The 19,878-nt window shown below is 52.6% G+C and carries 16 protein-coding genes and 5 pseudogenes; 13 read left to right on the top strand and 8 right to left on the bottom strand.

Annotated elements, in window-relative coordinates; all coding sequences use genetic code 11:
• Positions 1–33 precede the first annotated feature (33 nt).
• Positions 34–195 (bottom strand): annotated as a pseudogene (locus LIW51_RS33030) (SDR family oxidoreductase); the annotation flags it as partial.
• A gap of 96 nt (positions 196–291) precedes the next feature.
• On the opposite strand from LIW51_RS33030, the pseudogene LIW51_RS33035 reads away from it, so the two are divergent.
• Positions 292–372, top strand: a pseudogene (locus LIW51_RS33035) (VOC family protein); the annotation flags it as partial.
• A 112-nt stretch (positions 373–484) separates the two neighbouring features.
• Here the strand turns inward: LIW51_RS33035 and LIW51_RS33040 are convergent.
• Positions 485–1,051, bottom strand: a pseudogene (locus LIW51_RS33040) (NAD-binding protein); the annotation flags it as partial.
• A gap of 135 nt (positions 1,052–1,186) precedes the next feature.
• Here LIW51_RS33040 and LIW51_RS33045 point away from each other — a divergent pair.
• Positions 1,187–1,990: an N-acyl homoserine lactonase family protein gene (locus LIW51_RS33045; RefSeq protein ID WP_227379718.1), complete on the top strand. Its 804-nt coding sequence runs from the start codon at positions 1,187–1,189 to the stop codon at positions 1,988–1,990.
• Positions 1,991–3,307 (top strand): hydroxyacid-oxoacid transhydrogenase, encoded by a 1,317-nt coding sequence (locus LIW51_RS33050; RefSeq protein WP_227379719.1) that lies wholly within the window; start codon positions 1,991–1,993, stop codon positions 3,305–3,307.
• A gap of 48 nt (positions 3,308–3,355) precedes the next feature.
• Here LIW51_RS33050 and LIW51_RS33055 read toward each other — a convergent pair whose 3' ends face one another.
• Positions 3,356–3,535: an AMP-binding enzyme gene (locus LIW51_RS33055; RefSeq protein WP_227379720.1), complete on the bottom strand. Its 180-nt coding sequence runs from the start codon at positions 3,533–3,535 to the stop codon at positions 3,356–3,358.
• A 1,036-nt stretch (positions 3,536–4,571) separates the two neighbouring features.
• A complete protein-coding gene (locus LIW51_RS33060; protein WP_227379721.1) occupies positions 4,572–5,909 on the bottom strand; it encodes a S8 family peptidase in 1,338 nt (445 codons plus the stop codon).
• A 942-nt stretch (positions 5,910–6,851) separates the two neighbouring features.
• Here LIW51_RS33060 and LIW51_RS33065 point away from each other — a divergent pair.
• Complete coding sequence (locus tag LIW51_RS33065; protein ID WP_227379722.1) at positions 6,852–7,532, top strand: helix-turn-helix domain-containing protein; 681 nt, start codon at positions 6,852–6,854, stop codon at positions 7,530–7,532.
• 154 nt (positions 7,533–7,686) lie between these two features.
• Positions 7,687–8,879: pseudogene (locus tag LIW51_RS33070) on the top strand (low temperature requirement protein A).
• 247 nt (positions 8,880–9,126) lie between these two features.
• Here the strand turns inward: LIW51_RS33070 and LIW51_RS33075 are convergent.
• Complete coding sequence (locus LIW51_RS33075; protein WP_227379723.1) at positions 9,127–9,312, bottom strand: hypothetical protein; 186 nt, start codon at positions 9,310–9,312, stop codon at positions 9,127–9,129.
• A 487-nt stretch (positions 9,313–9,799) separates the two neighbouring features.
• The gene (locus LIW51_RS33080) at positions 9,800–9,982 is read right to left on the bottom strand and encodes a DUF7835 family putative zinc beta-ribbon protein (RefSeq protein WP_227379724.1); all 183 of its coding nucleotides are present in this window, start codon (positions 9,980–9,982) and stop codon (positions 9,800–9,802) included.
• Positions 9,983–10,203: 221 nt separating this feature from the next.
• On the opposite strand from LIW51_RS33080, the gene LIW51_RS33085 reads away from it, so the two are divergent.
• Complete coding sequence (locus LIW51_RS33085; protein ID WP_227379725.1) at positions 10,204–10,743, top strand: hypothetical protein; 540 nt, start codon at positions 10,204–10,206, stop codon at positions 10,741–10,743.
• A 374-nt stretch (positions 10,744–11,117) separates the two neighbouring features.
• On the opposite strand, the gene LIW51_RS33090 is transcribed toward LIW51_RS33085, so the two are convergent.
• Positions 11,118–11,798, bottom strand: coding sequence for a helix-turn-helix domain-containing protein (locus tag LIW51_RS33090; protein WP_227379726.1), 681 nt, complete (start codon positions 11,796–11,798; stop codon positions 11,118–11,120).
• Positions 11,799–12,381: 583 nt separating this feature from the next.
• Complete coding sequence (locus tag LIW51_RS33095; protein ID WP_227379727.1) at positions 12,382–13,350, bottom strand: nucleoside hydrolase; 969 nt, start codon at positions 13,348–13,350, stop codon at positions 12,382–12,384.
• A 1,274-nt stretch (positions 13,351–14,624) separates the two neighbouring features.
• Here LIW51_RS33095 and LIW51_RS33100 point away from each other — a divergent pair.
• The 7 genes and pseudogenes from LIW51_RS33100 to LIW51_RS33130 all read left to right on the top strand — a co-directional run.
• Positions 14,625–14,849, top strand: coding sequence for a hypothetical protein (locus LIW51_RS33100; protein ID WP_227379728.1), 225 nt, complete (start codon positions 14,625–14,627; stop codon positions 14,847–14,849).
• Positions 14,850–15,496: 647 nt separating this feature from the next.
• On the top strand, positions 15,497–15,640 hold the full coding sequence (locus LIW51_RS33105) for a hypothetical protein (protein WP_227379729.1): 144 nt from the start codon (positions 15,497–15,499) through the stop codon (positions 15,638–15,640).
• 543 nt (positions 15,641–16,183) lie between these two features.
• Positions 16,184–17,197, top strand: a complete 1,014-nt coding sequence (locus tag LIW51_RS33110) for an ABC transporter ATP-binding protein (RefSeq protein WP_227379730.1) — start codon at positions 16,184–16,186, stop codon at positions 17,195–17,197.
• Positions 17,194–17,967, top strand: a complete 774-nt coding sequence (locus LIW51_RS33115; protein ID WP_227379731.1) for an ABC transporter permease — start codon at positions 17,194–17,196, stop codon at positions 17,965–17,967. The genes LIW51_RS33110 and LIW51_RS33115 overlap by 4 nt, the downstream gene beginning before the upstream one ends.
• Positions 17,933–18,310 carry a hypothetical protein gene (locus LIW51_RS33120; protein ID WP_227379732.1) on the top strand — a complete coding sequence of 126 codons (378 nt, stop codon included), beginning with the start codon at positions 17,933–17,935 and terminating at the stop codon, positions 18,308–18,310. Before LIW51_RS33115 ends, LIW51_RS33120 begins: the two co-directional genes overlap by 35 nt.
• Before the next feature lie 510 nt (positions 18,311–18,820).
• Positions 18,821–19,417 (top strand): alcohol dehydrogenase catalytic domain-containing protein, encoded by a 597-nt coding sequence (locus tag LIW51_RS33125; protein ID WP_227379733.1) that lies wholly within the window; start codon positions 18,821–18,823, stop codon positions 19,415–19,417.
• 15 nt (positions 19,418–19,432) lie between these two features.
• A pseudogene (locus LIW51_RS33130) lies at positions 19,433–19,846 on the top strand (zinc-binding dehydrogenase); the annotation flags it as partial.
• Between the last annotated feature and the right edge of the window lie 32 nt (positions 19,847–19,878).

Genomic DNA, 19,878 nt, shown 5'->3' on the forward strand with positions numbered 1-19,878 from the left:
TACCAGGACCGAGGGGATGTATTGGCGCGCTAGTCACCTGGCTGTCCACCCGCCGTTAACGGTGAGGCATTCGCCGGTGACGAACGAGGCGGCGTCGCTGGTCAGGAAGACGGTGGGACCGGCGATCTCCTCCGGGTCGGCGAACCGGCCAAGCGGGGTCCGGTTGGGGATTGACTGCCGGAGGCGTAGATTAGCAACTCAATTGACGTTGTTGTCCACTCCCCCAGACGTTGCTTTATACTATTGTCTGCCCATCTATCCACCGATCGAAGAAATCTCCTCGATCCAATCATGGAACCCCGAATCACCGTCATTACATTAGGAGTCAACGATCTGTATAAGTCAGTCACATTTTACCGAGATGGATTGGGCTGACTGAGACTGGAAACAAAATGGAGTGATAGTAAAGAATTATTCACTCTGATCGCCATCTCTTTGATAGACAGTATTCGTTGTACAATATATCTACTTCCGTGGAAATGTATTATGGATTGCCAGTGAGTAGCTCTACTATTTCTCTGGAAGCAGCGGGTTCTGTCGCGACAAGCAAATTCATCCCTGGCTTGGGCATTGTCGCAGGGCTGACCACCGTTTTTTCATCCATATCTACAACAATTGAGCATCCATCCGGCACTGCAATGTCTCGAATAGCTTTCCCAACAACCGGTGCATCCTCTGTCACCTGTATTTGCAAGAGGTCAATAATACCAGTAAGTTCATCCACAGCGTCCGGAAGGCTTCCTCCTGTAATCGTACTCACGGTTGCGAGTGCGCTCGGTGAATCAACCCGGAGGACAGTTCTCACGCCTTCCATCTTCGAAGCGACCAAACAGACTGCTAAATTACTGCTAATATCGTCAGTGAGACCAGCAACGTCATCAACAGAAGCTAGGCCGGCATTTCCAAGGATTTCAGGATCGTCAGCCTCTCCATGAAGAACCGTACTGAATCCAGCTTCAATAAGCAAGTCACATCGTGTTTGATCGCGTTCGATGATGGTGAGATTGTGTCCCTGTTTAGCTAATTGTTCTGCGGTATAATATCCGACGTGCCCTCCCCCTAGAGGTGGTCACACCGCCCGTCGGCGTTGACCGCTGCTCAAACCAGTCATCCGAGGAAAATAATAGTTATTTATATATAATCACGGGTGAGATACGCTCTTGTTGACTGACGTGAATGATTAACCATGGTCAACGCTACCATCGACGTAATCGACCGTGGGGGATTGGAATGCGACCTCAACTACCTCATCGAGGGGAACACGCTCGGGAGTCGCGATGAACCAAATCTGGACACCAATTACGACGAAATTCCCGTGTTCAATCTCGTCATCGACCATCCGGAGGGGACGATTCTCTGGGACACCGGGAATCACAAGGACGCGCTCAACGGCCACTGGCCGGAGGGGTTGAAACAGGCGTTCTATCCGCACGACGTCCGAGAGCGCAGCCTCGTGGACGATCTCGGGGTCGCGGGGTACGACATCGAAGACATCGACTACGTGTTTCAAACGCACCTGCATCTCGACCACGCGGGCGGACTCCACCACTTCGACGGAACGGACACGCCGGTGTTCGTCCACGAGGAGGAGCTGAAGTTCGCCTACTACAGCACGAAGACGGACGAGGGAAGCAGCGCGTACATCCTTGGCGACTTCGACCATGACCTCAACTGGCAGGAGATCCACCAGAACCGCGAGACCCACTTCGAGGACGTTGAATTCGTCCACCTCCCTGGACACACGCCGGGGCTGACAGGCACGGTCATCTACCTCGATGGTGCGGGGACACTCGCCTTCACGGGCGACGAGATCTACCAAACGGAGAACTACGAGGATGAGACGCCGCTCGGCGCCGGCCTCCTTTGGAGCCATCGCCACTGGTTCGACAGCCTCCAGAAACTCAAGGAGATCGGGCGCAAACACGACGCGACGGTCGTGTACGGTCACGACCCCGACCAGTTCGAAACCATTCGAGAGGGGTGGTCGTAGATGGAGTATGAACGCTCGGTCTCCGCGCCGTCACACGAACTCTCGCCCGAGACGGTGTGGCACATCCAGATGCCACAGATCCGATTCGGTCGAAATGCGACGGACGAACTGGCGTTCCAATTGCACGATCTAGGCGTCGACGAGGGTGCGCACGGTCTCATCGTCACCGACAAGAACCTCGCAAACATCGGCCACGCTGGCCGGATCGAAGACCACCTTACGGAGAACGAGTTCACCGTCGACATTTACGACGGGTCGGAGCGCGAACCGTCCATCTCGGCTATCGAGAACTGCCTGGAGTTCGTCCGCGATGAGAAGAGCGAGGCGGGATACAACTTCTTCGTCGGTCTCGGCGGCGGGAGTTGTCTGGACACCGCGAAGGCGACCCGCGCGGTCATCGCCAACGGCGGCAGTCCGCTCGACTACATCGCCGAACCGACTGGGGAGGGAAAGGCCCTCGACGAGTCAGGCCCGCCGCTTGTGTTGATGCCGACGACGGCCGGAACGGGGGCGGAAATCTCGCCGGTCGCTATTCTCTCAGTGGCGGAAAAAGATATCAAGGAAGGCATTTCCAGCAATCACATCCGCGCCGACGCCGCGGTGCTCGACCCGACGCTTACGACCACGCTCCCGCCGGATCTGACCGCCAAGACGGCGATGGACGCGCTCGGACACGCCATGGAGGGGTACACGACACACGAGTATGACTCGCTCCTCCGGCCGACCGACCCCGCCGAGCGCCCGGTGTACGCCGGTCGGACACCGCTAACCGAGATGTTCTCCAAGAAGGCCATCGACCTGTTGTCGAACAACGTCCGGAAGGCGGTTCACAACGGGGATAACCTCGAAGCGCGGGAGAACATGCTCCAGGGGGCACTCTTCGGTGCCATCGCCGGGCTGACGGCGGGCGCGAGCCTCTGTCACGCGATGGCCTATCCAGTCGGAAACAAGTACCACACCTACCACGGCGAAACCATCGCGGTGTTGACCCCCGCGAGCACTATCGATTACAATTCAGCGAACGACCCGGAACGCTTCGCCTCGCTCGCCCGCCGGTTCGGCGTCGATACCGCCGGAATGAATCCGCGCGAAGCGGCCGACGCCCTAAAAGACGAGTACGTCCAACTTCAGCGGGATCTAAACGTCCTCCCCAGCGGCCTCAACGACCTGGCGGGGATCACCGAGGACGAAGTCGATTGGCTGGCGAAACAGACCGTCGACACGCAGGCGCGACTGCTTCGCTGTAATCCCCGCCCCGTGACTGAGGAGGACGTTTACGATATCTTCGTTGATGCGCTATACAACTGGGAGGACTGACTCGCCGGTTCAGTACCGGGAGGTTTCCCTCTCCCGTCTCGTACGGGACTACCCCTCCGTTTCGCGGAGGTCAGTCCGGCGAATCTTCCCCGTCGCCGTCTTCGGGAGTTCGTCGAGGAATGCAACCCCGCGGGGGTATTCGTACTGCGCTAGCCGCCCTTTGACGTACGACTGAAGTTCATTCGCGAGCGACTTGCTTGGGTTTGCTACAACCGATGTTCCTCTCATTGGTGCGTGCGACGTACAGTTTGATACTGGCACAAGGTCATGGTTTGACTGGTCGTTATCATATTGGGTCGGAATTCGTACGTCATTCTGATGCGAGTGCAGCCTTCGTCTCATCTCACTACGGCTTATAGCCGAAATTTTGGAAATGTTGATCAGTATCAGGACTTCAGCGTCGAAGTTAAACAGCACTTTATAGAATCATTGCGAAAGATCCAGCTGAGTTCACTGTTGACGAGTATGTGGTCTGGGCAATCGTTCTTGCGGCACTACTTGTTGTCTTTGGAGGCGCTATTCGACTAGTGAACTGACTTCTAAATGCGGTTGTTAAGGTCAACAGAGTGAAGAGCATAAAAGTCTAAACACTGCTCCTAGTTATACGTCCAGATTCCTCAATATTGGATCGCAAGTGGCCACCTATAGTGAGGTTGTCAATTGGGATTTAGCTAATATCGAGCCGTGGGATAAACGAGACAGAAGCAATCCACTCCCACCGTCCACTGTCATTGCTATCAGGAATAGTAGATAACATGTGAGTACGAAAATGAAGAGATTCTGCCCATACCCGGCAGTATTTGGCCAGTATGCTGTGTCGAGTAATCGATCGCCCAGTGCCAGTGAGCCACCAATAGTCGCCACTCCAATCGTTGTATAAAGGAGCATTCTGAGAGCCTGTGCGCCGCGAAAGGAAATTGTATTCATGTATGATCATTTTCGTAAGCCGTCCACGTGAGCGCGATCGTGATCTCACCCGTTGCAGGGTCGTATTTGGTGATACCAGCTTATCGTTGCACTCGGTGTGAAACCTCCCAGTCGATTGCTTCGACCGGCAGAGTCGGGAAGTGTTCCGTAATGACATCCACCGTACGTGTTCGCGCTTGATCAAGCGGGGACAATAGTATTTTGGGATAGACAGACCAAGAGGTAAACACAGTAAATAGGTAGACAACGAGACGTCATTTTTCGGGTCGAAAAAGTAAGTTCCAAACGAATCGCCCTTCCAGGTGTGGGAAAATTCGCTGCTAACAGTGGCAAAATATCACTTACGCTGTTTTGCCTCTGCAATTGCATCAGGGGCGTAGATAATACCTGCACCGATGTCGGTGTCACCCTTTCCATTACTATACCGTGCTGTATTCTCAATAATGCTCTGGATTTGGTTTGCGCTCAAGTCAGGATTAGCTTCTCGGATAAGTGCGACGAGTCCAGCAACCTGTGGGGCGGCCATTGATGTGCCTGCATACCAGGCATATGCGGTACCACCATTGAGGTCCGGCGGTACTGTCGAGTAAACTAGGTTGAATGGATACGGCCATTCCGTGTCGTCAGCCAAGGTTTTATCGAGTGTCTCATAGCCTCCACCAGGTGCGCCAACATCGATAACACTGGTACCATAATTCGAGTAAAACACGCGCTTGTTGTTCGGTCCCGTTGCGGAGACACTGATAGATCCCGGAATACTGTTCGGGAGTGTGAAGTAGCCCTTATGCTGAAGGTCTGCGCTGGAATTACCAGCACTTGTCGTTATTACCGTTCCTCGTTGTGATGCACTCTGGATGACTCGCTGGTAGGCGACGTGATCTCCACTTTTGTGCGCTTTACCTTTAATCACGCCACCTCCAAGACTCATGTTCGCTGCGTCAGCCCCGATCCTCGCTGCGTAATCAATCGCACTGAGGATGTCGAAATCGGTTGTGAAAAGCGTTGTAACGGTGACGCTTTCTTCCTGACCATCATCATCAATATCGTACTGATAGTCTGTAAGCTTCTTCCAGTAAAACACTCGAAGTGGGACAACGTCTGCGTCCGGAGCCATCCCTGCAACCCCGAGATCTCCATTTTGTGGAGTATCGTTATTTTTCGCCGTCGCGATCCCAGCACAGTGACTTCCATGAGATTGCACGTCATCTGCAGCCATCTGAGAACGCGTATCTGGCGCTCCAAGATAGGTATATGGAGCAATTTCGACTGTATCGTCGTCTGTTGCAGTATCACTTTGGGCTGCAGTCCCCGGTGGGAGTCGCGCATCAATGGTCGTATCACCGGCGACTGTTGGGCTTTTATCGGGGCTAGAAAGACCGTCAGCACGGAATAGTTGACCTCGCTCAACTTGGTTACGGAGATCAGGATGATGCGTATCAATACCGGTATCAATAATGGCAACTGTCCGTCCGTTTCCGGTTACAGTGTCGTGAGCTTCGAATGCGCCAGTCGTGTCCGACCGCTTATCCCATTGAAGGCTCGCATACTCGTCATCGAACGACTCCGCGGTCGTACGTATTTTCGGACCGACTACCTGATAGCCGACGTTGGGTTCGACGGATTTGACACCAGCAACATTGCGTACAGTAGAATCAGATTCGGCAGCAACGAGCAAAACTCGTCCATCAGCGGTTGTAGCTTGAACATCAACCCCTGCTCGGTTGAGATGCTTCCGAGTCCCTCTCCCGTGAGTAGTAACTACATATTGATTACGGCCATCTGTAGCGTTTGAAACCCCCATCGTAACCAATGCAATAGTGCTGGCTACTGTGCTTTGCAGGAATGTTCGTCGATTTAGATTCGACATATTCTCACACATTATTACCTAGACTACTTATAATTTCCCTATAATTAAGGATATAGGAAAATAGGCGCGGGGATCTATTACAGTAATGCGCGATCCGCCTCTATTACAACGGTATAATCGACTATCTTCACCAGCGACAGTCCAAGGCGACATAATTGAGTACATGTCGAAGTATTCCAAACTGACGAGTCAGCAGTTGGATTCCACCTTCCAACCATCTGTTAGGAATGGTGTGCCAGATATTGAGGATACATTCAGCAATCCGATATTGGCAGAGGAAGTATTTTCAAAACCGTTAGTGATTGACGGTGAGGACTCCAGTAGGAACCATCATCAATTTACGCGTCTCAGGCCCGCCCAGACAATGACGCTTCCCACGAACAAAGCTATCGCACCGATGACCGTCCACTGCACTGATCTTCCAGTGATCGGTTTGCAGTCTGCGACGCACAAAATGGGACCTATCTCGATGATCCCGAGGCCTTGAACTACCCATAACATCCCGAGAAGCGCCACGATGGCTCCGAGGATTGTCAATACAGTCGCTTTCGTGTTCCACGTGTAGATATTTCGATTCTCCATCAGAGAGGAAGAGGGGCCGTTTATCCTCGGGTTTAACGCCGAGCATGCACGCGATCTTTATAACCAGCCGCACTATCGCATTTGCATGATAGCGTCTGTAGCTCTTCAACCTGAGATACGATACGGGAAGGAACGAATAGACAACCGAGTAACACAAGATCGAATATCATGAGATACATAACCGTCGTCATAGCCTTGGGGGAATACATTCGGTCGAAGAACGATCAACGGATGCAGAGAGGTGTCAACGATCCGAGAGAGGTTTGGATCAATGGCACGCTCGTAGCGACACAGGAAGCGATACAGTATCTCAATCTTCTTGATGATGGGACCGTTGTTGGGGTCGCACGGTTCAGAGGCGATGCAGATCAGCTCGCAACGATAGAAGACGAGATTCCGGAGATTATTTCTTGCACTGTGACAGGTGGTGAAACATGGCTGGCGTATATGCACTATGAGCCTGACGAATTTGAAACAGCCCTTCTCGAACGTATCGATACCGAAGCTATCAGTATCGACTGGCCGATGAAGGAGACTGCTGACGGACTGGAAATCACACTTTTCGGTGAAGATGCAGCCCTTCAGCAACTGATCGCTGGCTTCCCTGACAAAGTAGACGTGACTCTCGAACGCGCAGGAGAGTATCAGCCGGACATGGGTGACCCAGCGGGGCAACTCACTGACCGGCAGAATGAAATCCTCCGGACAGCACTCGCCGCAGGATACTATGATATCCCTCGTCGTGCAACACAACGCGACTTAGCCACCGAGCTTGGACTTTCACGGGGAACGATTGGGGATCATCTTCGGCGGGCAGAAGCGAAGATTATCCGGTCGATAATTGTGTGAATCAAGCATCATTTTATCTGAAGTCAGGCGGGTAGGGTAGAAGAAAGGTGCGTACATGATCTCGGTTAGATGGGGTTGCCGATATTTGAAAGGAAACAGCCGAAGTGCGCAGAGCGTTTTTACGAAGCCTTACCATTAGTCAGACAGACTTCCAATGAGCAGGACTGATTCATCTTCGTCATTCGAGCCGGATACAACCGACGTGAGCGAACAACGAAAGTCTGCGTCCACCTTAGAGTTGTTTTTTGATCTTGTGTTCGTCTTCGCGTTTACGCAGGTCACGAGTTTTCTCGTCGAACATCAAACGTGGGGTGGCCTTGCGCGCGGTGCAGCGATACTCGCGGCAGTCTGGTGGGGATGGGCCGCCTACTCGTGGCTGACAGGGGCCGCGTCCGCAGAGGAAAACCTCGTAGAGCGATTATTCCTCTTTGGGCGATGGCGTCGATGGCTGTCGTTGCCTTGTCAGTCCCTGATGCATTTGGGGACACAGCGTTGATTTTCGGTGTTGCGTACTTCGCTGTTCGACTGCTCCATGTTCTGTTGTACCTGATTGTCGCACCGCCCGAAACACGCGCGGCAGTTCACCGAGTTGCGCCTGGTATTTTAGGAGGGCCAGCGTTGATCGTCGTTGCCGGGTTTGTCGATGGCCTGCTTGCGATCGGGCTCTGGATTGTGGCATTAGCTGTTGACTATGGGATCGCGTTATTCGGTAATAACGAAGGGTTCCGCTGTGATATCGGGCATTTCGTCGAACGTCACCAGCTCATCATGATTATCGCGCTGGGTGAGTCAATCGTGGCGATCGGTGCTGGCGTCGGGACGGAAGAGCTTACCAGCGGTCCGATGGTCGTTCTCGCGGTTTTCCTCGGATTTACCCTCATCGTCTCGCTGTGGTGGCTCTACTTCGATTATATTATTCTCGCCGCTGGGCAGCGACTTGCCGAGACGAGCGGGTATGAGCAGATATGACTGGCGATCGAATCGTACAGTGGTCTTCATCTGCCGATTGTCGGCAGCATCATCTTCATCGCCATAGGCATCGAGCAGGCGCTCGCTCACCTCAATGAACGGCTCGGACTGATTGCTGCCATTGGACTGTGCGGCGGCAGCGCGCTCTATCTCCTCGGGCATAGTGCATGGCGATATCATGATCACCGCACTGTGAGCGTTCTCCGGCTCGTCGTGGCAGTCGTCGCGCTCGGGCTGATCGTTGCGGCAGTGGAGGTCACTGCCTTTGTCGTGCTCGCTGCTCTCACGGCGCTCTTCGTCGGACTTGCCGCCTACGAGATGTTGCTTTCCGAAGATAGGAATGCAATCCGTGGACGTCACCTTTCCCAGAGCGATTGAGAAATCATACTTTAAAAAAGAGACTATTTGTGAGATCCACTGCCGCTTATATTGCTCACAGGTAGTAAACCGCCCAAAATCGACCAAATTCGAGAACTTGACCTCGTTGCCGTCGCACGTTCTACATCGGTTATAGAATTAATCAGCCATCTAGAAACGAGTCGAAATCCCAGAAATCAGACTGCTTTTTGTCTGATTGTTCGGAACAGCCGAATCTGATCATCGAATGCAACGACGTTTAGCGCCCTTATTCGACGCAATATTCAGCATCGAACACCCGCCGATAACGCGGGTGAACCCAGTCAAAATACTCCTTGCCAAGCTGTTGCACTGATTCGAGCACCTGCCCTTCCGTCCGTCGCCGGTCGATATGCCGACTCCCATTGCCATCCAATCGATCAGTCTCTATCGGCGTTTGTGTGATCAAATTCATTAATCGATCATAGGTCAGAACCGCTGTTGCGCACTCAGTCAGGCAGATTATGAGCCAGTTGTCCCCGTCATTGTCGAGCAGCCGCGTTGCAAGCCCATCAGCGTCGATCTCGTCGTTCCGCGTCTCGTCCAGGACGACAGCAAGCTCACTGTGGAGCGTATCGAACAGGGTGTCTCACGGAGCATACACAGAATTTTGCTCCGAATCGGTGTAAACAGTCGCCAGCCAAAACGAAAATGGATACGCGAAGGTTAGTATAATATACTTACCTGTAATAGCACCTATACCGCTCAAAAACGAGCGATGAAAAATGGAGGGCCGAAGTGGTGAGGATCAGCAGGTCTTCGGCCGATAAAGAATTCTGTTATCCACACATCAGGGCGTACCGGGTGCAAGCTTCCTATATTTCGAACATTCATAGTATCGTGTCGTTAACTGCTGAAATCATATCAATTCAAAAAGTCCCAGACTCGTTTCATCACTCCTATCAGGCATTATTCATACGTTGGCTTGTTTCCGTACCACATTCTTTACATTCTGCAGTACGATATGGTTCTCGTGAAAACCCATCTCCATCATCTTCGCCTTCTTCGATTATTTCTATGGAAATCTTGTGCGTGGTTTCCCCTTCACAGGTTGCACATTCTTCGACATGGGTTTCGTCATCCATACGAGATCTTCGGTAGCCAGCTATAATTAGCTGCTCGAAAACTCCCAGGCGTAAAGGACAGAATCAGCATCATCGCCATCCTTAGGTGTGACCGTCTGGGTCGTCCAACTACTAGAAATGTGAACAAGACATAGAGACGAATATCGATCTATGACCAGGTATAATAGGCTTGCAAATACAGGCCCTTTCCTTTGCTGCTCAGCGACGAAAGTCACCGTACGATGGTTGGATCTTCGCTGGAAAAACAGGTTGGCGTCACCGTCGGAAAGAAAGCACTGAAGGTTGGCTACAAGCGCTATGGAATTCCTGGTGCGATCGTCACCGGGAGTGTCGCCGCTCTCGGGTATGTTTTGATCAGACGCGCACTCAAGTCCACTACTGGCAAAGAGAACGTCGAATCTGCGATTAATATCGAAGAACTCCAGGCACAAGTGAGAGAGAAAGGGTTGGGCGCAATAACAAATCGAGAGACGTTGGAGTCCGCGATCAATGAGGATGAACTCGACACGAATGTTGAGATTGAGGATGTCCAGTCCGAAGCAGAAGAGGAAACCGATGAATTGGACGAGAATATTCCCGAGCAAAATAGAGAAAGCGAGGACGCTGCATCCGCTTCCTCGGATGCAAGCGCGTCAACTGGTTCGATCACCGAAGAAACCAATGACTCGCCGTCGGCAGCGGAACCAGCTGAGGCAGCAGGGCCCTCTCAAGACGATGATGTTCGCCCCGAAACGGACGATGAGGATAAAAACGAGTCGTGAAGAGCCCTACTGAATACGTTCAATCAGCGGTGGGGAATTATCGCTTTTAATTTCTTGTTTTCCGGTAAGAAAAAGTCAATAGACCACCTATTGGCGCACAATACAAATAAACTGCTTGAGATCGAAACCCCAGTAATAAACCAATTCCTCGTTGGGACTGGGCCTAAGATGGAAGAGAGGACCCTCTACTGCGTGGAATGTCAGTGGATAATCAGCACAAAAGATAATACGTCTGACGAGATAAATCGGCGTGCCATCCAGCATTATCATGCAACAGGTCATCAAATTAAGGATCCTACCTGGTAGCTGGTCCAACGTAGTCGTACTCCATTTGGTATGTTCCGTCTAGCTGTGGATGAAAACAGATTGCTTTGCTATTTTTTCTCCCTTTCATCAGCACCACGACCGATGATCAACGCATTTTTGACCAGACTCTCATGACCACGTCGCAAGCGCTCAGAGAGAGCCTGGTGAGAGACTCCGAGTTCATCAGCAATCTCCTCGGCAGTTGCCTTGCGTGGAATGTTGTAATACCCAGAATCGTACGCCCGTGTGAGTGCTTCTTGCTGGTCTTCCGTGATTCCAAAGCGACCTTGGCGACCCTCGTCAAGTTGGTAGATGGTTAAAATGTCGAACGAGAGCCCGTTATCTTGGCAGTAGTCGTGGGTTCGAGAGAGTGCATCCCGATCTGGAAAGAGGGTACGGAGGTTCCAACTTTCCTTATTGCCGGTGGCGGCGAGAATCGTTGCTTCTTCCGTAATGAGAATCTCCACGAGTGTCTCGATCTCGGAGACCCATTCCATTTGATAGAGCCGTTCACCGTCTACATCAGCCAGTAACTCAAGCTGATCAAGACTCGGATCATCAGCAAGGATTGCTTCGAATTCATCGTGGTCAATGTCCCCTCCACTCACCCACACAAACGGCATAACATGGTTCTGGTCGTGAGCAGCAACTCGCTCAATTTCGAATTCGATTCCCTCGGTGTGAGACAAGGTGTGATAGAGCGCGAATTCATCGGCTCTGAGTTCAACTTCGACGACTGTGGCGGGCATACACCAGAGATAGACTGCACCAATGAAATACCCGTTGACCGGTGTCCAAGCTCATGTCACTAATAAAGGAAACCGTTATTGTAACGGAGTTTTTGTGTATGTTCTCCAAAGTATTAAACACATCTTCCTTTTTTTGAAGGTGTTCCTCAGTCAGCCACTTCATGCAGTTCTTGAAAAATCAGATTTGGGAATTGCAGTCTGGACATTGACTGTGAATCCTTCGATACCTCTCAGTCAACTTGTTTCGACCGGCAGATTAAGGTGTGGTCAGTAGCGACGTCCACCGCATGCTGTTGCGGTCGAGTAGGGCTGTCGGTGTCTCCGGAGGATCCTCGGTCGCAGTGTCCGTGCTTTTCGTGGGCGTTCGCCGGTCGATAAGATTCGAGACCGTCAATTGGCGTACCATGGATAAAAAAGGTTGAAGCGGTTAGTTCGGCAGTTTCTTCTGTCCCGTCCTTACACACCGCCAGCAGAGGAGGTCACCGAGGCCGTCACGAATCTCGACATGGGGAAGCGTTCCGCGATGAGCTCGCGGCCGTCGAAGTTGGCTTCGGCTGCTCGCCGGACGGGTGAGTCGATTCGGTTAGAGGGATGCTGTCGGCGACGATTTGAACAGCATGTCCACGAACATCCGGTGGAACGAGGCGGTATCGAACGACTCGATCACGGTCGTTCTGGCCTCGCCGTCCGTGACGTCGTCCTCGTCCACCAAGGTGTATCCGCGTGTTAGCCCTTCCCGTTCGTCGACATCGACGTGGTACGTCGCGGCCGATTCTATGAGATCCGGTTCGATGAGCGCAGCCATCAGGCCTGCGTCCGGTTGCGTCGTCATGTCCCGACCCTGTGACTCCTTGTTAAACTCGCGGACGGCGTCGCTTATCTCCGCGAAGAACGATGCGAGTTCGGTGTCGGGGCCATCGTCGATTTCGGCCAGCAGCTCGGTGTTGAAAACGGTGTCTCGGATGGTGACGCCCCAATCGAAGAGAACAATATCGAGATCACGAACCGCCCGCTTCGCGGCGTCGGGGTCGACCCAGAAGTTGAATTCCGCGGCGGGGGTAACGTTGCCGAGACAGTTGACGTTCCCGCCCATCACCCACACTTCATCGAGCAATTCGTTCAGGTTCGGTTCTTTTTGGAGTGCGAGCGTGACGTTCGTTAGCGGCGCAATACAGACGAGCGTGATTTCCCCCGGATTTTTGCGAGCCATTTCGACAATATAATCCGCGCCGTGGCGATCGCCGGAGGGAATTCCGGTATCCGGGAACAGGTCGCCGCCAAGTCCGCCCTCGCCGTGAACGTAATCGGCGTACTCGTGCGTCTTCACGAGCGGTGAACGTGCACCTTCGTAGACGGTAACGTCCTCGGTGATTCCCGCCATTTCCAGCGTGTACTTGGCGTTCTCCACCATGTACTCGAATTCGACGTTTCCGGTACAGATGGTAACGCCCTCGACTTCGATGTTGTCGTTGGACGCTGCCAGGAGGAGTGCCTGCGTGTCGTCGCCCGCCGTATCGGTATCGATAATCACCCGTCGCGTTTCCTCGTTCATGAAGATTCCTCGTTCATGAAGACGAGTACGGAGAGGCCTTTCAAGTAAGTGCTGACCGGATTCGTCGCGGACGACGATAGGAGAGACACAACCGAATAGCGAAACCAGTAAGCGCAATACTGCCGAAATGCATCACCGATAACTTCGCGATTGCAAGCAGCACGCCAAGAGAAATATGACCTCATTGGTGACTTCTACTAGGCCGGGGGCATCGATGTCGAAGGAGAACTGTTCGGCTTGTGCGCATTTCTGTGCCGTCTCGGCAGTTCAAGGTCTGTGGGTGATCTTCGCGTAAGAACCAGACACAGTAAAATCTCTCTAATAGGCAGGCGTCATCGGTCGCTCTTTCCAGTGGTTGATTGATTCGCCGTAACGTTTTGAACCCACGACGGCTGGGGAACTCGAGTACTCCCAGCTTTGGCAAAGCGAATAGTTCTATTGCCGGACATAGTCCGGTTGTTCACTTGACCAGTGTAGGTGAGCTGGTACTGATGAATCACACCCCAGCGATCAATCGTCGCTGTCAGTGACGCATTCGTCACAGTTTCGAGAGTGTGATAGTTTGTGATAGGTGCTGGACGCTCAAGTCGTGTCAGTTGGATTTTATAGCGAGGAGGAGATGAATTCGGACGTTCCGTGGCTGTGAAGCCCTGGGTCTGGTTAAACGCGTATAAGACAGCATAGAAATACTCACGTGATGTGAATGTTTTAGCCACCGGTGCTTCAGAGCGATTAAAAACTTTAACTGTCATGTTATTCTGGCCGATATACCTCTGATAAACCGTATCACTCTCTCCATAGTACTCGTAGCGCTGTAACGAAAAAGCAGCAAAGGTAGGTGGTGGAGTGGGGTATCGGATTTGCGAATAAAAGTGCGAACCATTGAAACCACGTCGTGTTCGCCCATGCGACCGGTATCGAACTGTTCCATTTGAATATTGCTGAACATTAGTCCAGGTGACAGTATAGGAATCTTCTTGGAGAATCCGTGCATGGGCATCTGTAAGTGCGCCTACGTCGGTTACGCCTTGAGCAGTCAGCCCAGGGGCGAGTTTTCCCTGAAGGGTTGAGGTAGTCGACGTCTGAGGGTCAGATCCTGGAAGGAGGGAATCGCATCCAGCGGTAAGACAGAGACATCCAACCAGAAGGAGCGCGAGCCAGCGGCGAGGGGTAACCATTGAGATTCAGTATTGGTGACAAGATAGCATAAATCCATTGAATCATTGGATGAGAATTGGGTCGAAAGAAATAGGGATAGTGAACTATCGGCTACGATGATAGACGAGAGAAAGCGCGATACTAGTGGTCAATTTGCAGAGGAAACAACTGACGACGGTATTCTTGTGGCGATGCGCGAGTCGGAGTTTCCGGCAGTGACCGCTCGATGGGTGGCAGATACACTTGGGATTGAGCGGCCGTCCGCGCATCGACGGTTTGAGGAATTATATGAGGATAGAGAGGTTGAGCGGGGGAAGTTGAGTCCCCGGGCGGTGATCTAGTGGATTCAAGAAAAGTAGGGACAATAGGTATCCTCAATGAGCTATTCTCACGTTGTCCTCTCTCGGTTGTGGTGTTCTCATTCAGCAAGAGGAGCAGCACGGACTGCTGCACTCTTCTCCCGACTAGTGAAAGTCCCGACTATGGTCGTTTCTCTGACTGTCTTCTTTTCGAACAGTAGCACAAAGCATATACCGACCCCCATGAAGCCACTGGGTGTGGCGCGGTTGCCTCTGACGCCCTAAATGGGCTCCCACGTGGGTCTGGCGCCATCACTCCTGATCCACCCTCGGCCCGCCACATCTTCCTCCCCTGCTCGACCCTTTGCCATGTCATTCGAGCAGGGACGATTTTCAAGAAAGCAATTGATGAGGATATTCTTTGAGTGATCCGTAAGTCGAAGTTTCCAGCAGTGACTGCTCGATAGTGACGGATATGTTTGATATTGAGCTACCCTCTACGCATCGACGGCTGTACGGCAGTTGTATCGGCGGCTATCGGCTACAAACCAACAAGAGGGGAGAGCTGGGACCGGCCACCGCGTCTGTGGTCGGAGTGGAGCAACGTGATCCCTTAACTGCCCGAGTGTCACATCGGGTTCGCAAAAACGGGAGGAGATTTCTTAGATTGGCACACGAATGGCGATGTAATGAGTATCTTAGCGAGCGATTTCACCGATCTGACGAAGACCACGAATGAAAAAGAACGGGAAGGTGACGCGCTTGCTGGCGAGGCAAACGAGTTTGACGTAGATTCTGTTGCTGCGGGTCGAGAACTTCGGGAACCCGAATGAGGGATTCACTACAGAACATAACTGATTAATAGGATTTCGGCAGAGCCAAAGGACCTAGACAAGCTGTCACATACGGCAAAAAAGGCCAAGTATAGTAGGGGTCAACTGAAATCCAATGATACTATTGTAGCTGGCTTTTTGCGGTACGTTCGCTCTGCATGGCGTAGACCACGCACTGTAGTGTGAACTCCAGCTACAAGCACCACCATTCTACGCGTTGCGTAGTTCTAACCATATCCATGAAGCCGCATCAACCACATGTCGACAGTAGCCAAACAACTGGCACACAACCACCGAATAACACAAGCCCAACGTATTGCCGCTGAGATTTCGGACAGTTCTCTCCCACCGGATCTCCGGAAAGCAGATCGGTATACACTGTTCCGGGGTGAGGATCTGCAAACAGAGCTGCCACTCGCTAGTATGGAGTTCTCAACGCAAAAGGAGTATTCTAACCAGGGTACCTAACAGAATCCCTCGGAGTCCAATATATCCGAATCCACTGTGGATGCTTCGAACAAGTTCAACGGCGGTGATTCTCGGATGACTGAACGCAGCTCCATAAGCAGAAATCCAACGCCCGTGATTTCCGTCCAAGACATCACGAAGGTTTACGGAGAGGGTGAATCGGCACTTCAAGCCGTCGATAGCGTCAACTTCGATATCAAACCCGGGACAGTGGTTGGTATTCTCGGCCCAAACGGAGCGGGGAAAACGACACTGCTCAAAATGATACTCGGATTAGTCTCGCCAACCAGCGGTCACGTTCAATTCGCCGAAACTGGCGAGACAAGCGACCTACTTGATCGGTATCACCACGTCGCCGCGATGCTAGAAGGCGCACGGAATATCTACTGGCGACTAACAGTCCGCGAAAACCTCGCCTTCTTCGCAAGCCTCAATGGCATTGATCCTGCCACTGTCGCAGATCATCACGAACAGTTGCTCGAGCAGTTCGGCCTCACGGAGAAAGCGGACACGCCGATCAGCGCACTCTCACGCGGTATGAAACAGAAAGCATCACTCATCTGTACGCTTTCTCGACAGACAAACGTCGTTTTTCTCGATGAACCAACACTCGGCCTGGACATCGAAAGTTCGCTCGAGCTTCGACGTGAGATCCGTCGACTCACAGAAACTAAATCGATGACTGTTGTCCTGAGCAGCCACAACATGGATCTCGTTGAGGCAATCTGTGATCGTGTTATCATCCTGCATGATGGTCGAATTATAGAGGACAGTAGCGTCGACGAACTCATTGATCTCTTCCAAACCCAGTCGTATCGAATCAGTACCGAACCGTCACTACCAGACCAACTCCGTACAACGCTTACTGAACACTACAACGCACACAGCTGGACACAAACGTCGGATCGGATCCGATTTGACGTGCGACTCCAATCTGGAAATTCGTTCTACGATCTCATGGAGATACTTCACCAGAAAGACATTACAATACTCTCAGTGCGATCACTCGAACAGAACCTCAGTGATGCGTTCCTCAAACTCACAGATGACGCTGCTCCAGCGAACCCAATGCAGGAGGACCACCGATGAGCGCATTCCGAACTCTGATCAAAGCAATCGCAGTGAAGGATTTGACCTTGCTCGTTCGGTATCCAGTCAATAGTCTCTCGCAGTTGCTCACGATCTACGTGTATTTCATCGCTATCTTCTTCGGTGGGCAACTACTCGTGGGGCCCGCAATCACTCAATCATTCGACGGCGTGGTTGTCGGATTTTTCCTCTGGACGATTGCCTCACTCGCGTTTGGCAGTCTCGCTTGGACCGTGACCTTGGAAGCGCAATGGGGAACGTTAGAACAACTCTGCATGTCTCCGTTTGGCCTGCGGGTAGTGATGGCGGTGAAGGCTGTCGTGAACATGCTGTTCAATTTCACATGGGGTGTGATCATGCTCTTGTTGATGTCACTGACAACGGGTAAATCCCTGCACCTGAGCGGTGGCTCGATTCTCATCCTTGGGATGTTAACCCTCTGTTCTGCAGTCGGTGTTGGCTTTGTATTTGCTGGACTTGCCCTCGTCTACAAGCGCATCGAGAGCTTCATCCAGCTGATGAATATCGTGTTCATTGGTCTCATTGCCGCACCAGTTAGATATTTCCCGTGGCTGAAGATGCTTCCGCTTGCGCAAGGAAGTTATCTCCTCCGTCGAAACATGGAACAGAATCGCACTCTGTGGGAACTGCCGTCGGTCGAACTGTTCGTCCTGCTACTCACTGCAGTGGTCTACCTGGGTTTAGGCTATGCTGTATTCCGATGGTCCCAGCATCGTGCCCGTCGAGACGGACTACTTGGACATTACTAAGCAACCTCGTCTCAAAAGGGTCCAAGTCGAGGACAAGTATCTCGATGTCCTCGAGCATGCAAAGAACGTCGCACAAATGAACGACGTGATGGTTTCCCAACTTGGCTATCGAGAAGTCGCGGCACACTACGGGTGTACATACAAGAACGATGGCTATCGGGTGATGGAGGAGATGGCCGAACGTGTCCCCGGGGTGAGCTACAAAGAGTCACGAACGCTGTCCGTGGACGATGCACTGGGCGTTGGTGGTCATCACATCGAAATCACGTTCGGCCATCCCGACCTCGCAGTGTGTATACGAGCACACGAAGCCAGCGCGGAACTAGCACACGGAGGGCGCTAATTATAGCGTTGTAATCACGGGGGTTCTCTGAACCCCCATTTCTGCGACGCCACCACACGAGATTCACACCGTACTGCCGGTGGAACATGGTGGTATTGGTGCGTTGGTTACGGTGGAGTGCGTCTGTCTCTGCGAAAGGGGGGGGTCGCGTGCGCGATCCCCCTCTATTACAACGGTGTAATCGACAACTCCTACTAACGATAGTCAAGGACGGCTTAATTGAGAACGTGTCGAAGTCTTTCGAGCTGACGAGCCAGCCCTTGAACGTCACCCGCCAATTGTCTGTTAGGAATGGTGTGCCAGATACAGAGGGTGTATCGGCCACGGAAGCAGCCTTGAATCGTCAAGTACAAAGGCAACAATCAATATTGTGATTTTCAGCTCTATTCTCCTGCGAAAAACGGATCATAGACACCAGAAATCGACTCTGACGGGGTTTAGGTCACAGAGTCATTATTCAGCACAAAATTTCATCATCCTCTTTGCGGTGGCATTCGTTGGCACGAAATGATGAAGACCGCCACACTAATCGACGCCCACACGGTGAAGATCGACGACACGGAGCGACCAAAGCCTGCTCCGCACGAACTCCTCGTCGAGATCAATGCCTGTGGCGTCTGTACAACGGATTTGCACATGTACAGTGGATCGCTCACGGTCGACTACCCAATGGTACCGGGTCACGAAAGTGCCGGCAAGGTCGACGCCGTCGGCGACGATGTCGACGACTTCCAGGTGGGAGACCGAGTGGCGATCAACCCTTCGGTTCCCTGCAACGAGTGCCGGGCGTGCAAGTCCGGTCGGGAGAATCTTTGTCACGACCTCACCTCCATCGGTGGGGCGGCCAAGAATATCATCGACGGTGCGTTTGCAGAGTATGCAACCGTGCCCGTTGGGAACGTTGAGCGCATCGGCAATCTCGATTACCGAACCGCTTCATTCGCTGAACCACTTGGTTGCGTTATCAACGGTATCGATCAGGTCGACCTGACGAGCGGTGAAACTGTCGTTGTGGTTGGTGGAGGGTTCATCGGCCAGTTGCTCGTCCAGACGCTGCGGACGAGTGGTGCGGGGACCATCGTCCTCTCCGAACCAGTTGCTGAGTGACGGGAAGTTGGCCTCGAAGTCGGAGCCGATCATGCGGTGGATCCGGGCGACAAGAACCCGACGGCCGTCATTCCAGACCTCGTCAGTGACGTCGACATCGCCATCGAAGCTGTCGGATTCCCCGAGACCATCACACAGGCGCATGCCCTCACGGGGCCAGGTGGGCGAACGCTCGTCTTCGGCGTTCCCCCTGAAGACGCGACGGTCGAACTCTCGCCGTTCGATCTGTTCTTCGAAGAGCGCGAGGTTGTCGGAAGTTACTCGCTCACGCCGAACACGTTCTCACGGGCGGTGACACTACTTGATAACGGCCGAATCGATGTCGATACGCTCGTCACCGACGAATTCGGCCTCGAGGGCCTTGAGACGGCGTTCGAGCAAATGGAGGCTCATAAGGGGCTGAAGAAGTTGGTCTACCCTAACCGGTGACCCAGCATAGGACGACCGACCAACGATAGCAA

It is taken from the genome of Haladaptatus halobius, assembly GCF_020618475.1.
GTDB lineage: Archaea > Halobacteriota > Halobacteria > Halobacteriales > Haladaptataceae > Haladaptatus > Haladaptatus halobius.

Bases quoted from the DNA above. Each gene is read 5' to 3' on its own strand.
- LIW51_RS33125 (WP_227379733.1), top strand. From the start codon at position 18,821: ATGAAGACCGCCACACTAATCGACGCCCACACGGTGAAGATCGACGAC.
- LIW51_RS33090 (WP_227379726.1), bottom strand. From the start codon at position 11,798: ATGCCCGCCACAGTCGTCGAAGTTGAACTCAGAGCCGATGAATTCGCG.
- LIW51_RS33100 (WP_227379728.1), top strand. From the start codon at position 14,625: ATGATAGACGAGAGAAAGCGCGATACTAGTGGTCAATTTGCAGAGGAA.
- LIW51_RS33095 (WP_227379727.1), bottom strand. From the start codon at position 13,350: ATGAACGAGGAAACGCGACGGGTGATTATCGATACCGATACGGCGGGC.
- LIW51_RS33105 (WP_227379729.1), top strand. From the start codon at position 15,497: ATGAGTATCTTAGCGAGCGATTTCACCGATCTGACGAAGACCACGAAT.
- LIW51_RS33110 (WP_227379730.1), top strand. From the start codon at position 16,184: ATGACTGAACGCAGCTCCATAAGCAGAAATCCAACGCCCGTGATTTCC.
- LIW51_RS33075 (WP_227379723.1), bottom strand. From the start codon at position 9,312: ATGAATTTGATCACACAAACGCCGATAGAGACTGATCGATTGGATGGC.
- LIW51_RS33065 (WP_227379722.1), top strand. From the start codon at position 6,852: ATGAGATACATAACCGTCGTCATAGCCTTGGGGGAATACATTCGGTCG.
- LIW51_RS33115 (WP_227379731.1), top strand. From the start codon at position 17,194: ATGAGCGCATTCCGAACTCTGATCAAAGCAATCGCAGTGAAGGATTTG.
- LIW51_RS33045 (WP_227379718.1), top strand. From the start codon at position 1,187: ATGGTCAACGCTACCATCGACGTAATCGACCGTGGGGGATTGGAATGC.
- LIW51_RS33050 (WP_227379719.1), top strand. From the start codon at position 1,991: ATGGAGTATGAACGCTCGGTCTCCGCGCCGTCACACGAACTCTCGCCC.
- LIW51_RS33055 (WP_227379720.1), bottom strand. From the start codon at position 3,535: ATGAGAGGAACATCGGTTGTAGCAAACCCAAGCAAGTCGCTCGCGAAT.
- LIW51_RS33080 (WP_227379724.1), bottom strand. From the start codon at position 9,982: ATGGATGACGAAACCCATGTCGAAGAATGTGCAACCTGTGAAGGGGAA.
- LIW51_RS33085 (WP_227379725.1), top strand. From the start codon at position 10,204: ATGGTTGGATCTTCGCTGGAAAAACAGGTTGGCGTCACCGTCGGAAAG.